Below are 15631 nucleotides of genomic sequence, written 5' to 3'. Positions count from 1 at the left end.
TAAATGCGGTCATCTACGGATGGTCCTACATTAGCGGCGCATCTTGACTGACTGCGAAATCCGCGAGAGCTCGGCTGGCTACCCGCCAGCATCGCCTAAACACCACGGCTCGCGCCGGCCGCTCCAGATTCTGGCGAGGCCTTCACTGACGAGAATGTCGCCGACGTCCCTGCCGTTGACGCTCACGCTCGCAAGCGTGCGGCCATAGCGGTCCGTGCCTTGGCGCAGGACCTCGACGCGCTGACCCTGCAACAACTCCGCCAGTCGATGTTTTGAACGCTGCGCCAGATCGCTTTCATAGGCACACTGCCCCTCAATCTCCGGCGCATCGATGTTGAAGATGCGGATCGCCTCGGACTCCTGCGTCATCCCGAGCCGCAGGGAGTCCCCGTCCCAGACACGGATTTCGGCCGGTTCGCACGACAGTACGCAAAGCATGATGGTGACGACGACGTGGATACTCATTGCTCTTTATTGTTGCTGCTAATTCCGGAGAGATCGATGCGGATACCGGCCTTGTTCGGATCTTCCTCCGAAAAAGGCGGCTCCGATGGGCCGGTGCTCTCTGCCGCAACCCGAGCGCCCTGCTCCGCTGGCTGCGGCTCGGCAAGCTCGGTTTCGCCGGGGTCGGACTCATAGAACACCTGCTTTCCGTCGAACCACCCGGTCTTGTAGGCGAATATCGCCTCCTCAAGGACCTCCTGGGCGGGTGCTCCATACCATTTGGCGACGATGCGATAGACCTTGGCAAAGAGCGCGGTGCCCATGCCAATGTTCTTGCAGGAATCGAGTAGGTCCGGGCTGAGCTCGGAGATGTCCTGAATGCCGAGGCCGGCCGGGTACTGAGTCACTCCTACCCTGACAATCGACTGACCCAAATTCTGCTGGATGAGTTGCATCGCCTCGTACTCGGTCGATGGTTTCGGTACAAGGATGATGCGCTCCCCTGCCCTAACGGTGACGGTCAGATGGTCGGCACCGCCGGCCTCCTCGATGAATTTTTGCACGATCTCGACCTTGAGGCTGGGATCGGCACATTGCTGGATCAGTTCGGCATCGATCATGGTTCCCTATCCTATTCGTTGAACGCCATCACCAGCGGCAGGCCGAACAGCGAAGCCCACGCCTGCGCGCTCGACCGCTGGATGGCGACGATATTGGTGTCGCCGGTCCACCAGGCGTTGCCGGTTGCGACAAGCGCGTCCGGCGCGAAAAGCATCGACTGGATGACGGGCCAGATGATGAGCTGTTCGTAGCAGATCAGCGGCGCAACCCTCAGCCCGGCGAACTCGAAGACCGGATTGGCGAACAACCGCGCGTGCGCCCCGCCGGTCGTCCAGGGTTGCCACATGGAGACCGGGACCGGCATGCGCTCGCGGTAAAGGATATCCGCGCCCTTCCCCGAAACCCCGATCATCACATTGTCGTAGCCGACGGGATCGACGATCGCCGCACCGCCATTGACCAGGATGTCGAGGCTGGAAAGCTCGCGGGTCCAAAGCCGCTCTGTGGTGGCGCTCCACAAGCCCATGGCGCTTTCCGGCAGGATCACGACACGCGCGCCGTCGCTGGCGGCGGCCTCGACCAGCTGTATCGTCGAGACCTGCTGACGGTAGTCGGCATACTGGCCCGAAGCTTCGAACCTGAACCTGGTGTCGATGCCCCGCCAGCCTTCCGGCTCGGCCGGAAGCGTCCAATTAAAGGCGGACCAGGCGAAGGCGAGGGCTGCAACGCCGGCCGCAATCGGCCATAGGCGGGTCGTCATCGTGATCAACAGGGCGGCGGTTGCGGCAAGGCCGAACCAGGCCCAGCCCGGGAAGAGAATTCCAGCTGCGGTGATCGGATGTGCCCAACCGACGGTCCCGAACGGCGGCACGCTCATAAGGACGGCCGCTATCGCGTAGCGAAGTGGCTGGCGCCAGCCGCCACGCGACGTCCAGAGTGCAGTGTGGACGGCAACGAACATGAGCGAGGCGGCAAGCCAGAGGCCAAGGCCGATGGTGAGCTGCGCCCCGAAAAAGATCGAAGCGCCCTCCGGCAGGCCGCGCGATGCGCCGAGAAAATGCGCCAGCGCGACCAGGGCCGCGACCGTGCGCGACGGAGCGAGGGCCCAAAGCGCAGGGAAGGCTATGCCGAGGGCGAAGGTGAGCGGATGCCCACTCCACCCTATCGCTCCGGTGGCAGCGCCGCCGGCGGCGAATAGAATGGCCTGCAGAAGGCTACGGCGTGAAGGTGAGGATTTCCCGTGCGAGGCCGAGGATGCCGTCGGCAGGAAGCGGCCCAAAATATCTTGAATCATAGGAACCACCGAAATCGGAATGAAGAAACACTTCGCCCTTGGGCACGATGCCGCCCATCCAGGGCTTCATCGGCCGCCCCTCGGTGTCCTGTGCGTGAACGGTCGAAGCTGCCAAGGGCACATCATCTATGATGACCTGGCCCTCGACGCGGATGGACTGTCCGGCCAATGCGACCACGGTCTTGATGAGCGGCGCTGTTCCGGCCGGGCAACGACCTCTGGGCAGATAAAAGCGCTCGCGGGCGAGATCGACGGCAGGACCGGAAGGCGGGCAGATGAACACTCTGTCGCCGACCGCAACCGGGCGGTCCAGCGTTTCTATCTGCCAAAGGCCAAGCGGATAGGAGGGCGTGAAGTTCACGCGATAGCCGCCCCATGCAAAGGCTGCCGCCATCGAACCGAGAAGCACGGCGCCGGCGCCGATGATCGCAAGCGCCCTGCAATGTCTCGTCATCGGCTCATGCCCTGATCGCGGACCTGGCTCTGAGCCCGCGTCTCCTTCTGCGCCCGCTCATAGGCCGCAACGCGCTGGGCGGCACTGAAGCTCGGCCAGGCTGCCACCAGTTTCGAGCGGTCGCCCTCGGCGACTTGTGCCGCGGCTGCATCATAGGCCGGCCCTTTGGCCTCTTTCGAGCCAAGGAATGCCCGTTCCCCAAACCGCTGGTCGAGCGCCTTGTTGAGCTGGTCGATCTCTGCTTTCGCCATTTTGTCAGCAAGGGCAAAACCGAGCGCGGCCGAAAGGTCGTTGCGATCGATCGCATCGCGGATGCGGTCAAGCACGCCCTGCGCCGATCCGGACAATGCAGGAATGTCGACCCGGCTGCGATCGCGCTCGCGTGACAATTCGACGGTGCGAAGATCTCCGATCTCGGCGCGCAGCCGCACATATCGGGCAATATTGTCCTTGAGTGCCGGAACGTTGTTCAAGGCCCGCTGCCGCTCGGCCTTCGCGTCCGATGAGGCAAACATGCCGGTCTTGCCGCGCATCGCGCCGAAGGCTTCCGGATCGCGACCGAGCTGGTCGACGATGCGGCTTTGCGCTGCCTGCCTTTCCGCTACATTGGCGCTCATGATTGTGGAAAGGTTCATCGCATCGATCGCGCCATCGGGCTTCTCATAGACTTGAGTGACGCGGTCTCGAAGCTGGGTCCAGGCATGGGTGAGTGTGGCGTCTGATTGCAATTTGGCCTCCACGAGCTGCGGGATGGATTGCGCCCAGGTCGCGAGGCCGCGAACCCAGGGCTGGGAAACGGGAGAGGCAGTCGCGGCAGCCGCTGCCTGACGATCGGCGGCACGGCCGAACCGCCCGATGAAGCTTGCGAGCCTGGCGGCGGCCGTCTCGAGCCGATCGCGCTGCTCCCTGATCCAACGGAGCTGGTTTTCGACAAGGGCTTTCGCCACGCGCGCGCCGTGGAGGCCGCGGCTGTTGGCGTAGGAAAGCGCCTGCTCGTAGAGCTTCGATCCGGTGAAATCGAGCGTCGTGTCCTTGGCCCCGCGCTTCGACAGGTTCTGAATGAGCCCGCCCGCCTTCTCGAACGAGCGTCGTCCGAAATAGAGTTTTGCGTCATGCCGGTGCCGGGTCATCGCCACATAGGTCAGATGCCTGTCGAGCGAGAGGGTCGCCAGCACCTTCACCCGATCGATGGTGGCGCCTTGGGACTTATGGATGGTGGTCGCATAGCCATGATCCACATTGCGATAGAACCGCTGGTCGATCTCGACGCGCCGTCTGTCGTCTCCGATCTCGGTCACGATACGGCCCGTCTCGGCCTCGACAATGCGGCCGATCATGCCGTTCTTGACGCCAAGCGAACCCTCGTTCTTCAGGAACACGATCTGGTCGCCGACCGCGAAGTTCCGCATGCCGTCTTCCGTGCGGAAGGCATGGCCGTCTTCGATCAATCCGCGCTCGAGGAGCGCGCCACGCGCCAGCTCGTTCAGTGTCCGCACATCGTGGCGAAGATGCGCAAGGATCAGGCTCGACCGGTTCGGGTCGTAGTCGGCAATCCAGTCGCGAATGAGCGCGCTGACCGCCTGGTCCTTCAACTCCATTCCGACCAGGCGTCCCTTCCCCTTATAGGCGGAGATCGCCGCCCCGATCTTGCCTCGGGCAAGATCCATCGAGGCATCGCGCATCCACTGCTCACGCTGGCGGTAGATCGTGCCGAGCTCGGCATAACCGACGCGATCGGCAAGCGAGCGGAACGCAGCGCCCGCCTCGATCGGCTGTAATTGGTCGGCATCGCCGACAAGAACGAGCTTGGCGCCTGCATGGGCAACAGCAGAAACGAAGTCGGCCATCTGGCGCGACGACACCATGCCCGCCTCGTCCATGACGAACACGCATCTGTTGTCCAGGTGAAGGCGGCCCCCCTCCCATTGGAGCTGCCAGGACGCGAGCGTTCGCGACGCAATGCCCGCCTCCTTCTCCAGCCCCTCGGCGGCCTTGCCCGCGAGCGCACCGCCGACAACACGATAGCCGGAAGCCTCCCATGCTTCGCGCGCGGCCTTCATCATCGTCGTCTTGCCGGCGCCGGCGCGGCCGACGATGATGGCGAGGCGCTCGTTACCAGTGATGCGTTCCAGGCCGAAGCTCTGCTCGTCGGAAATCTGCGCATGGCCGGCAACGACTTCGGCGCGCGCGCTGATTGAGACGCCGAACCGGCCGTTCGTCGCAAGATGCTCGGCCTGGTTCCCCATCTCGGCCTCAATGCGGATCATGTCGCGCGTCGCAAAACGCTCCGGCAATCGCTCGCCGGTCTCGGGATCGACGCCCTCGACTTCAATCCTCACGGCCTCCGGACTTCCCATGACGCGCGCCAGCAAGTTGGCGAACTGGCCGGGATCATCGACATAGCGGTGCAGATATTTGGCGACATCGCGCTCGTCGAAGACGCTCTTCTCGCGCGCGATCGCCTCCAGCACGATCTCCGGCCGGCGCTCTATCCGGCGCGCATTCTCGCGCCGCGTTTCCTCGTGCAATGCGAGCCGTTCAAGCCTGGCCGCGCGCCCTTCAGCCTCCGCTTGCCGCTGAATGTTTTTGCTGGCAACACCGATATGCGAAGTCGGTTCAAGGTCGATGCCACGCTCGGCATAGGAGCGGCCATCGACGCGAATGTCATGGCCGTTCAATTCCAGATGCTTGTTCTGCGCGGCGTACCAGGCCTCGCGCATAGCGAGGAAGTCCGCCTTGTCACCGGCCCAGAGCTTGTAAACGATCTGGCCGGATTTCGACCTGACCGGCCGTCCGTCCTCTGCGATGACAAGCACCTTCTTGCCGCCGAAACCGTCTTCCGTCAGCGGGCGCAATGTCGTCATCAGATGCACATGCGGATTGCCCGGCGCGTCATGGTAAACCCAGTCCGCAACCAGCCCTCGCGTGCTCACATGTTCCGCGACGAACTCGCACATCATTGCGATATTCTGCTCGGCGGTCAGCTCGCGCGGCAGCGCCAGTATGAACTCCTTGGCGAGCTGAGCGTCCTTGCGGGTCTCGAACGCCTCCACCTTATTCCAGAAGGCTTCGGACGCGCCGGCAACCGAGCGATCGGCAATAAGCGCCCTTGCCCAGTCCGGCGCATCGCCCGGCAACACAAACTCTTCATGGACCATTCCGGGCTTGCGCGAGAAGTCTGCCACCCTGCCCTCGCGCTCGTTCTCCATGCGGGCGCAATGGCGATACGCAGCCGCCGCAACAGCACTGCGGCCTTCGCCGCGGCTGATCAATTGGGGTGTGAAGTGCGTGATCGCCACAGGGCAGGTGCTCTCTCGATCCGAACGCGAATGCTGTTCGGTCGAGCGCGGCCCATCCAGGGCCGGACGCGGGAACGTTGCTAGCAACGTATTACTGCGCCCTTGGACCGTTCTTCCGAACGGCGGGATTCTTCCCGCAATGCATAGGCTTCGCCTACCTGTGGTTTTTCGCAGGGTGCGCTGCGCGCACGTCAAATGCGATTCTCCGCATCGCAATGACCATCTACGAAACCGGAGAACCCCGCCGATGAGACGACCCTCTTCCCGTATCCGCGAGGAAATCGAACGCCTACAGGAGCAGCTGAAGCTTGCCGAAACCAAGGAGGCCGAACGCATCGGCCGGCTCGCGCTGAAGGCCGGATTAGGCGAAGTGAACGCATCCGACACAGAGCTGGTCACAGGCTTCGAAGAGATGGCAAAGCGATTTCAAGCGGGGACGAAACAGAAGACCTCCGGGCCGGCTGCTCGCTCTCAAACGGGCGCTCCTGATGCATGAGCGCCGCTACCGGGCGTCACAAACGGAAGCCCGGAAGAAGGATGCGCGCGAGAAGATCCAGCTCGGCGGTCTCGTCGTGAAGGCGGGACTTCGCAGTGCGGATCGCGCCGTCATTCTCGGCGCCCTCATCGATGCGGCTGCGCGGCTCAGCGACGCAACCGAGCGCGCTCGATTGGCCGCAATCGGAAAGGCGATATTCGATAATGACAGCGAAGAAACTGATGCTGCTGACCGCACCGGCGATGATGATGTTGGGAGCCGTTCTGGGGCTCCAGGGGATTGAGTCCTGGCTCGCCGCTTTCGGCACTTCGCCGGAAAGCTACCAGACCCTCGGGCGCGGCGGCCTTGTCGTCCCCTACGCCGCCGCGGCCGCGATCGGCGTCATTTTCCTCTTTGCCGCCAAGGGCTCACTTGCCATTCAGTCGGCCGGCCTCGGCGTCCTGATCGGCGGGGTTGCCGCCGCCGCGTTCGCCGCCATTTCGGAGACGCTACGCCTGTCCGATTTCGCCAGCCAGGTGCCGCAAGGAACGCTGTTTTCCTTACTTGACCTTTACACTATCGGCGGCGCGGCGACGGCCTTCGTCGCCGGCATGTTCGGATTGCGGGTTGCGCTGCGCGGCAATGCCGTCTTTGGCGCGACGGGTCCGAAACGGCTCTCCGGCCGTCGCGCCATCCATGGCGATAGCCATTGGATGGACAGCGCCACAATCGCAGGACTCTTTCCCGAAAGCGGTGGCATCGTCATCGGTGAGCGCTATCGCGTCGACGAGGATTCCGTCGCCGGCGTCAACTTCGATCCGCGCCGCAAGGAGACGTGGGGCAAGGGCGGAAAATCACCGCTCGTCTGCTTCGACTGCGGATTTGGCTCGACGCACGGCATCGTCTTTGCTGGTTCCGGCGGTTACAAGACCACCTCCGTGGTCGTGCCGACGGCGCTCAAGTTCAAGGGCTCGATGATCATCCTCGATCCCTCGACCGAGATTGCGCCGATGGTCGCCGCCCATCGCGAAGCGCATGGTCAGGACGTGCTCATTCTCGATCCGAAACGACCCGACATCGGGTTCAACGTGCTCGACTGGATCGGCCGCTTCGGCAATGCGCCGGAGGAAGACATTGCCTCCGTGGCGGCGTGGCTGATGTCGGAAAAACCACGCGTCACCTCCGGCGCCGACGATTTCTTCCGCGTCTCGGCCGAACAGCTCATCACCGGCGTCATCGCCGACGTGATGCTGTCCGATCCGGACGATACCAAGCGCGAACGATCGCTGCGCATCGTCCGCGCGCGACTGGCCGAGCCGGAAGAAACGCTCAAGGAAAAGCTCGCCGATCTTTATCAAAGCTCGACCTCCCGGTTCGTCAAAGAGGTCATCGCCCCCTTCATCAACATGACGCCGCAAACCTTCTCCGGCGTCTATGCGACCGCCGCCAAGGAGACGCACTGGCTCTCCTACGACAGCTACGCGGCCATCGTGTCGGGCAACACTTTCAGGACGGACGACATCGCCAATGGGCGCACGACGGTGTTCATCAATGTCGATCTGTCTACCTTGGAAAATCACCCCGGTATGGCTCGCGTCGTCATCGGAGCGTTCCTCAAGGCGATCTACAATCGCAATGGCGATCTCGAAGAGCGCGCCCTGTTCCTGCTCGATGAGGCCGCCCGCCTCGGCTACATGCGCATCGTCGAAACCGCCCGCGACGCCGGCCGCAAATATGGCATCACACTCCTGATGCTGTTCCAGTCGCTCGGGCAGATGCGGGAGGCCTTTGGTGGGCGCGACGCGACCAGCAAATGGTTCGAGTCCGCTTCCTGGGTGTCGTTCTCGGCGATCAATGATCCGGAAACGGCGAAGTACATTTCCGAGCGCTGCGGGATGACCACGGTAGAGGTGAACCACGTCAGCCGCACCTCGCGCGACATGGGTTCGTCCCGCACCCGCTCCCAACAGCTCTCGCAACGCCCGCTGATCCTGCCGCATGAAGTCACCCAGATGCGCGCCGATGAGCAGATCATCCTCACCGGCGGTAATCCGCCGCTACGTTGCGGTCGCGCCATCTACTTCCGCCGTCCGGAAATGGCGGCGCTCGTCGGCAAGAGCAATTTCCAACCGAAGACGGGAGCAGCTGGATCCTGAAACGGCAGCCGTCCCGCCCCCGTTTACCACAAGCTCGGGGGCTTCTCTTCGGCGCAATGTGGGAAGCGCGTTCAGCCCCCTCGCCTGCTCCGCTTCGCTTCGCCCCGCCTTGGGCGGGGTGGAAAACAGGGACGGCACGGGACTCTGTGCCTTGGCCGCATGACGGGCGGCTGTTCACGCAACTATTCTCGCTGACGAAGGGGGATCATCATTCAAGCATCACGACAAAAACCGACGTGGCTGGGTCCCGGCAAGGACTCGGATTTCGGCATTCGGACAGTTGCTGACCTTTGTCGAACGGCCAGCAACGTGACCCATGATCCAATGCCACTCATCCGGGGGCTCGAAACCAGGCGTTGGGCACAAGTGGCGCTCCTGCCCAGGCTAAAACCCACTGTGGCGCCTTCAAATGCGGGCGACAACTACCACCGCCGATTTCCTTTGCAATTCTATCTGTCGTTTGCTATCGCTAGATATCAGATTGTGAGGATGTATGACGGATACTGACGGTTGGCTCTCTCTTGAAGAGACCGCGATCTACTTAGGAATGGGCAAGACCGCGCTGTATGCGATGGCGCGCGAGAACCGCATCCCGGCGCGGAAGATCGGCAAGAAATGGATCTTCGAAAAGAGCGGGCTCGACCAGTGGGTACGCACCGCCCGCCCCCTGCAGTCGTTCTTCCTGGACGCTGAATTCGTCATCGACGGGAACGACCACCTCCGCGACCCACAGCGCGAAGGCTATCTGCGCACTTATGAATTCTTCCGGGCGGGAAAGAATAAGGCGATCCTCCAGGTTCCGGTCGGATGCGGCAAGACCGGCCTGGCTTCTCTCCTGCCGTTTGGACTCTCCGAGGGCAGGGTCATTGTTATCGCGCCCAACCTCACCATCAAGGACGGGCTTTACGAAGCGATGGACATCACAAACCGGCAGAAATGCTTCTGGCGGAAAGCGGGTGTGCTCAGCGCTGACCAGATGTTGTCTGGTCCGTTGGCATGTACGCTGGATAGCGGCAACATCTCGATAGCAACAAAGTCCCATATCGTCATCACGAACGTCCATCAGCTCGCGACCAACGTCGATAAGTGGCTGACCCAGTTTCCCGATGACTTTTTCGACATGATCATAGTTGATGAGGCGCACCACAGCGCGGCCGCTAGCTGGCAGAAAGTCATCGAGCGTTTTCCAAACGCCAAGGTCATCCTGCTTACGGCGACCCCATTCCGGGGCGATCGCCAGGAACTCGATGGCGAATTGGTGTTCCGGTATCCATTCCGCAACGCCACCCTGAAAGGCTATATCAAGCGCCTCAAGGCAAGTTACGTCGCTCCGTCGACCATTGAGCTCGGATTTTCCGACGCCGGCGGGCGAACGTACACCTTGGACGAGGTGCTGAAGCTCAAGGAGGAAGAATGGTTCAGCCGCGGCGTGGCGCTTGCTAGGCTGTGCAACAAGCACATCGTCGATAGCAGTTTGCAGAAGCTCGATGAGCTTAGACAAAGCGGGACGCAGCACCAGCTCATCGCAGTCGCGTGCTCCATCAATCATGCGCGGGAAATCCGTTCGCTGTATCAGGAGCGCGGCTTCAACGCCGACGTTATCCATAGCAAGCAGACGGAGGATGAGCAGGCGGCCATTCTTGCGGCACTGCGCAACGGCTCACTCGATTGTATCATCCAGGTGCAGATGCTTGGCGAGGGGTTCGACCATCCCAAATTGAGCGTTGCAGCGATCTTCCGCCCGTTCCGGTCATTGGCGCCCTACATCCAGTTTGTCGGGCGCATAATGCGGGTCGTTGTGCAGAACGATCCGGGTCATCCAGACAATGTCGGCCATATCGTCACCCATCTGGGCATGAACCTCGACGCACGCCTGAAGGAATTCAAGGAGTTCGAGAACGACGACCAGGCGTTCTGGGACAAGGTCATTGGCGGCGACGAACCGGAGGTACCGCAAGGGGTGCTCGACGGTAGCGCGCGGCTTCGTGCGGGCGACCAGGTCGTCGTCCACGGTGAGGTCGTCGATTCCTTGTGGGAAGAAGATTTCACGTCGGTCGAGGACACGCAGATCGTCGCGGACCTACGGGAACGTTTGAAGCTCCTCGGCCTCGACGACAGCAAGGCTGAGGAAATGGTTCGGCTCGCGCAGCAGTCTCCAATGCGAAAGAGGTCGGCCACGGCACCTTTCATGGTCCAGCCACAGCGTGAGTGGGAAGAGGCCAGGAAGCGCATGCAGGAGCAGGCTAAACGCCTCGCAAACGTGTTGCTGAATCATGTTGAGCTTAAACAGACCGGCAATGAGATGGTCTACAAATACAAATCCTTGAAGCTCACCGGCAGGAACAACTACATCTGTGCGCTGATGATGGTGAACAAGGAAATGCAAAAACGCCTGGGCAAAGAGAGGCAGCAGGCGACAACAGAAGAATTCCGTTCTGTCCTCGATAACCTGGACGACCTGCTGCAAGTGCTTGTCAGGCGCGTTCGCAAAGCGAAGGCGGAGTATGACAAAATCGAATCCTAGAGGGCCAACGCCTTCGCTGATTGGAGGCACGAACGGCCGCCCCAAGCGGACTCCCGTCAAACGCCTCAGCAAATGCTATCGCTGCCACGACGACCTCGTCATGGGAACAACCTGCATCGAGATTCCAAAGCTTGGGCAGGCCTATTCGACTGAACGGCGTGTGTGCGATGCGTGCTTCCAACTCATTCTGCGCAAGACAGACGATGACCTTGCCGAGATCAGGAAACTCTCATCCGTAGACGCTTCGGGCTAAATGGAGTCAACCGTTGCCGCGGTATTCCCGCCGACGCCGGTCATACTGACACGCTGCGTATGATCAATCGTGTGAAGCAGGCACAGGCCGGCAGATTCTAAGCGCCGACCAAAGGGGGCGGATATCAGTCGGAACCTGAAGGTCAACACCGAACCGGTCAAAGGTCAGCTTCTGGGCCATTAAACCGCCGAGCTCGTACGCTAAATTTTAGCACCAGCGTGACGCTGCACGGCCGCTCGGGGTGGCGTGCGGTCATTGAACCCCGTCGTCCTCTTCCTCGCCCACGCCGATTCAAGACTTGCGGAAGGCGTGTGCCGTTCAATCTGCAATGAGCGCGCGGAAATCGGATTCAGACATGGCCCGAATAGGAATGCCTTGGCCCGCCAATTCCTCGGCCCTTCTCCACTTGCCGGAACGTTCCCCACGCGCGAAACGATCATCACCCACGACGACCAACGTCGTTTTCTTGGTAACGCTATTTTCCACCTCGCAGCCTGCATAGGCGGCCAAATTGGCCTGTTCTTCCTGCCGCAAATCGAAGCCCCCTGTGAGGACGACAACCTCGCCATACAGCGGTCCATCAATGTTGCCGTCCCGACGTAGGTCGGTTTTTGCGCTTGAATTGCCTAAGATTGGTCTTCGGACCCGTTCTGCCCATCCGGCTACATCTAGTGAGCACTCTAGGCTCGCTCGAATGACAATTTCCGCCACAGCCCGCGCATCTTCGCCAGCGTCATGGTGCAGAAATTCAATGCCTAGATCGGCCGCGACATTCTTCAATCCGTACCCCGTCTTCCCGTACTTTTCCGGCCATGCTCGTCGCACGACTTGCGCACTATCAAGCCAAGTAGTCTCTGCGAAGCTGTGCCCGCACGCGTCGCAAGCGCGACCGACCGCGAAACGGTCATAGGGTGTATGACTAAAGACCGCCCCACACATCAGATGCGCAATCGATCGAGCGATCTCAGAAAACGGCGGAGCTCGATCAATGTCCTCTTCGGTGATCGACAAATTGGCTTGTTGCCACCACCCGAACCGATGATGTGTATTTACGGTCTGCGTAAAAGTCTCGACGATGCGCCCTTCGCGAACAATCACGAAGCCCATTTGGCAGATACTTTCTGGAAAGCTGCTATCCGCTGTTTCTACGTCTAGTGCGACAAAATCTAACCCCACCATCATCTTCGTCCTCCCGCCCTCTGGTGAGGTTTAGCTTAGAGTCCGGCGTCATGGAACGGAATTCCGGTAATCCTCCGCTGTCTTGGTCCGCAAACGGTCGACTTCAGCTGCAGCGCAAAGGTTGGGTTGTGGAGAAACGGCGCATGGCGCTGCCTGCTCGTTCAGATCGAGAAAACGTACGACAGATGTCCCCCACAAGGGGAGGTCCAAAGAGGGCTGAACGACCGCGCTCGGCGGGCCGGCCGGCACAGCTGAATGCCACGTTCCAGACGGCATGGGATTATCGGGTGGGGCCGTGCCTATCGAGAGACCGTAATTGTGCCCTGGTGCACTCCTGAGCCTGGGCTCGGTCGAGCGCCTTCAGTACGCCTGTCGCTTCCTCGAGCCGTTTCTCGTCGACGCCGTGCCTGGTGGCAAGTGGACCGAGATTCTTGCCCGAGCGCAATGCGGCCAGATCATCGCCGAAACGGCGCTCGAATGCGCTCGTGGTCTGCCGCAGCTCGACCTTGAGCTCGGGCGACAGCGCATCACCCCTATCAATCGCGCTCAGGAGCTCGCCGCTTGGCCGCCGGACCTCCACGCTGGCCCGCCGCACCTCATCATGACGCTGCTGCTGCATCGTCTGCCGGATTCCGTACACGATCTTGAGGTAACTCTCGGCGATCCCGCGAAGCGTGCGCTTTGCAGCGATCGCTTGCCGGTGTGCCTCCCGCTCCTGCCGGCTCGCAAGAATAGCGTCCCTTCCGGCAAGCGGCCCGAAACGCTCCGGAGCATCCCGCAACTCCGAAATCACCTGCCGATTGCCGATCTCGCCCTCAAGAGCGGCATTCCGGATAATTTCCACCACCGGCCCGTGGTCGGCAAATACCGCCTTTGCCGTGGTGATAAGGCGTTTCATAGCCTCGGTGGCGCTTTCGGAAGCGGCAATCCGTTCTTGCAGCTCGGCCTTGAGAACTTCCGGGGCAAGGGTACGGCCGGGAAGCAGTACAGCCCGCTCCGACTGTCCAATGTCAGTGCGGCTTTGGTTCCCCATGCGCGCCTGGCTCTGCTCGCGCGCATGTTCGCGTTGGCGCGCGTCGGTCAGGATGCGTGTCAGATAATGAGTTTCGCCATGGGTGCCGACCACCAGCGCATGGCGGACATATTCAGCATTGGTACGGATCAACTCACGGTCGAGCGCGAACCCCTTGGCCGCCGCAAACTGGTGCATGAAGGTCATGGTCGTGCGCGTATTGCCTTCCCGGAACGGATGGACCTTCCAGAGGTCGACAACCATGCCTGCAAATGAGGCCATGTCCTCCGGCCGCGACAGGTCCATGAGACCCGACCAGTCGCGGGCATTGAGTTGCTTCAGGCAGTGTTCGGCCTGGAGACGCGCCAGATGGAACGGCGCGTACTCGACACTGCCGCCGCCCAGTTTCTCCTCGGCCTTGACCATATCGATGCGGCGGATTTCGCCGGCGAACGGATACACCGGCGCGAAGACGCGCCGGTGTATTTCCAGCAGGTGCGCGAGGTCGAATTCGCCCTTGACCGGATTGTCGTAGAGACCCTTCAACGTCTTCAGGGTCTCCCGACGCTCCTTGCTGTCGAGTTTGGCCTGATCCCTGATGTTGAAATGATTGATGAGGACTGTTGTGCCCGGGTAAAGATAGGGGTCACTCATCAAGCGGCACGGGCACGCCTCGCTTCGACATAGGCTTCGCCCAGCTGATCGCAATCCGCTTCGCTCAACCGCCCGGCCTCTTCACACAGGACGAGGAACTGTTCGAACAGGTTCGGCTCATCTCGCGACACGGCCATTGCCGAAAGCGCGGCCTTGTGGCCGTCGGTCAGCATCGCTGCGACGATGGGCTCAAGCGGCTTCGGGTCGAGGGTCTTGATGACCTGTTTGGCAAGCCGCAACGCGTGTGCTCGATCCGCGACAACGGGGCTTTCCATTAGCGTTGCGGTCATGTTTCAGGCTCCTGTAACTTGCTCTTTTGTATAGCCGAAATTCGGCTCGAAAGCCAGTCTCGGCAGTCCTTTCGCCGCTAAGGCTGGCCATTCCATTTGACCGTGGCGTCAAGCAGAAGGCCCCGCTCCGGGGCGGCGAGGGCGTGCAGTGGCGCCGGTCACAGCACCTCTCCGTCGATGCCGAGGGCCTTCAGACGGGCATGGTCCTCGAGCGGCACGACCTCGTAGTCGTCGGACATGAAGCCGTATTCGCCGTTCCAGACGTCGCCGAGTTCGGCCCATGTTCCGTCCGGCCAGACGGCGATGTCCTGAGGATGAAGGGCCTTCGCTTCGGCGCGGTTGGTAGTCGTCATGTATGGTTCCTTTCGGTTGTGGCTGCTCGTCGGTGGAAGGCTGAAGGCCCCGCCTTGCGGCGGAGCCCTCTGGCGGGAGCCTCAGTCCCGGTTCGGTCGGGACCAGATCAGCTGAAGGCCTTCCTCGCTTTCCACCTCAACCAGGGTGGCATAGATCGGAGCGGGGAAGCTCGGATCGTCCAGCTTGACCGAAAGGTAGTCGCGGCCCTCGTTGGAGGTCTTCTGCCAGGCGGCGCCCAGTTCGACGTTGGCTGCCGCGAAGATGCGAAAGTGCGGACCTTTGTCGGAAGGGTTCTCGACGCGGACCAGCTTGGCCTTGACGTTGAGGTTGAGGGTCTTGATGACGCCGTTGAAGCCGGTGCCGGTGGAGGTGAAGGTGCCGATGGTAGCCATTTGTCTCATTCCTTTGATTTCTCGGGCCGCGACCGCCGCGACCTCGATGGCGGTCGACAGACCGGAGGCGATCGACCGGCACCCAACGGGCCGGAACGTCAGTGGAGGGCGGCAGGATGAGACTTTCTTGATCCGCGCGGAATGGCGGCGAAGCCGTCAGGGGAAGAAAGTCGAGACCAGCCGTTGCGGGGATGAGAGCGAGACCGAGCGCAGCGAGATCGGCCTTCGGTCAGACCAGCCACATCGAGGACGCAGTTGGGCGTGCCCGTAGCAGAAACAACCGGAATGAA

Annotated in this window: 14 protein-coding genes; 4 read left to right on the top strand and 10 right to left on the bottom strand. The window is 61.6% G+C overall.

Annotation, left to right across the window (positions count from 1 at the left end; translation table 11 throughout):
- Positions 1-78: 78 nt before the first annotated feature.
- From ACLB6G_RS19280 to traA, 5 genes are read right to left on the bottom strand one after another with little or no spacing between them, the layout of a single operon-like run.
- Complete coding sequence (locus ACLB6G_RS19280) at positions 79-465, bottom strand: thermonuclease family protein (RefSeq protein ID WP_154386578.1); 387 nt, start codon at positions 463-465, stop codon at positions 79-81.
- Positions 462-1064: a TraH family protein gene (locus ACLB6G_RS19275; protein ID WP_154386579.1), complete on the bottom strand. Its 603-nt coding sequence runs from the start codon at positions 1062-1064 to the stop codon at positions 462-464. Before ACLB6G_RS19275 ends, ACLB6G_RS19280 begins: the two co-directional genes overlap by 4 nt.
- An 11-nt stretch (positions 1065-1075) precedes the next feature.
- Positions 1076-2299, bottom strand: coding sequence for a conjugal transfer protein TraB (locus ACLB6G_RS19270; protein ID WP_154386580.1), 1224 nt, complete (start codon positions 2297-2299; stop codon positions 1076-1078).
- A complete protein-coding gene (gene traF / locus ACLB6G_RS19265) occupies positions 2220-2753 on the bottom strand; it encodes a conjugative transfer signal peptidase TraF (protein ID WP_154386581.1) in 534 nt (177 codons plus the stop codon). Before traF ends, ACLB6G_RS19270 begins: the two co-directional genes overlap by 80 nt.
- Entirely contained in the window at positions 2750-6052 is a 3303-nt protein-coding gene (traA, locus tag ACLB6G_RS19260) for a Ti-type conjugative transfer relaxase TraA (protein ID WP_185910479.1), read from the bottom strand. Before traA ends, traF begins: the two co-directional genes overlap by 4 nt.
- A 247-nt stretch (positions 6053-6299) precedes the next feature.
- Here traA and ACLB6G_RS19255 point away from each other — a divergent pair, with 247 nt between their 5' ends.
- The 4 genes from ACLB6G_RS19255 (at position 6300) to ACLB6G_RS19240 (ending at position 11207) form a co-directional block, all read left to right on the top strand.
- Positions 6300-6548 carry a TraC family protein gene (locus ACLB6G_RS19255; RefSeq protein WP_154386583.1) on the top strand — a complete coding sequence of 83 codons (249 nt, stop codon included), beginning with the start codon at positions 6300-6302 and terminating at the stop codon, positions 6546-6548.
- Positions 6541-6831 carry a conjugal transfer protein TraD gene (traD, locus tag ACLB6G_RS19250; RefSeq protein ID WP_154386584.1) on the top strand — a complete coding sequence of 97 codons (291 nt, stop codon included), beginning with the start codon at positions 6541-6543 and terminating at the stop codon, positions 6829-6831. Before ACLB6G_RS19255 ends, traD begins: the two co-directional genes overlap by 8 nt.
- A complete protein-coding gene (gene traG / locus ACLB6G_RS19245; RefSeq protein WP_154386585.1) occupies positions 6752-8683 on the top strand; it encodes a Ti-type conjugative transfer system protein TraG in 1932 nt (643 codons plus the stop codon). The genes traD and traG overlap by 80 nt, the downstream gene beginning before the upstream one ends.
- 493 nt (positions 8684-9176) lie before the next feature.
- A complete protein-coding gene (locus ACLB6G_RS19240) occupies positions 9177-11207 on the top strand; it encodes a DEAD/DEAH box helicase (protein ID WP_154386586.1) in 2031 nt (676 codons plus the stop codon).
- Between the two features lie 571 nt (positions 11208-11778).
- On the opposite strand, the gene ACLB6G_RS19235 is transcribed toward ACLB6G_RS19240, so the two are convergent.
- The 5 genes from ACLB6G_RS19235 to ACLB6G_RS19215 all read right to left on the bottom strand — a co-directional run bounded on the left by ACLB6G_RS19235 (position 11779) and on the right by ACLB6G_RS19215 (position 15341).
- A complete protein-coding gene (locus ACLB6G_RS19235) occupies positions 11779-12642 on the bottom strand; it encodes an exonuclease domain-containing protein (protein ID WP_154386587.1) in 864 nt (287 codons plus the stop codon).
- Between the two features lie 277 nt (positions 12643-12919).
- A complete protein-coding gene (locus tag ACLB6G_RS19230; RefSeq protein WP_154386588.1) occupies positions 12920-14305 on the bottom strand; it encodes a Fic family protein in 1386 nt (461 codons plus the stop codon).
- Complete coding sequence (locus tag ACLB6G_RS19225) at positions 14305-14595, bottom strand: hypothetical protein (protein ID WP_154386589.1); 291 nt, start codon at positions 14593-14595, stop codon at positions 14305-14307. Before ACLB6G_RS19225 ends, ACLB6G_RS19230 begins: the two co-directional genes overlap by 1 nt.
- Before the next feature lie 158 nt (positions 14596-14753).
- Positions 14754-14948, bottom strand: coding sequence for a hypothetical protein (locus ACLB6G_RS19220; RefSeq protein WP_185910478.1), 195 nt, complete (start codon positions 14946-14948; stop codon positions 14754-14756).
- An 81-nt stretch (positions 14949-15029) separates the two neighbouring features.
- The gene (locus ACLB6G_RS19215; protein WP_154386590.1) at positions 15030-15341 is read right to left on the bottom strand and encodes a DUF736 domain-containing protein; all 312 of its coding nucleotides are present in this window, start codon (positions 15339-15341) and stop codon (positions 15030-15032) included.
- Between the last annotated feature and the right edge of the window lie 290 nt (positions 15342-15631).

It is taken from the genome of Zhengella sedimenti (assembly GCF_046506625.1).
GTDB classification, from domain to species: Bacteria; Pseudomonadota; Alphaproteobacteria; order Rhizobiales; family Rhizobiaceae; genus Zhengella; species Zhengella sedimenti.
Note: the sequence above shows the minus strand (reverse complement) of the source record. Positions and strands in the feature narration are given on the sequence as shown.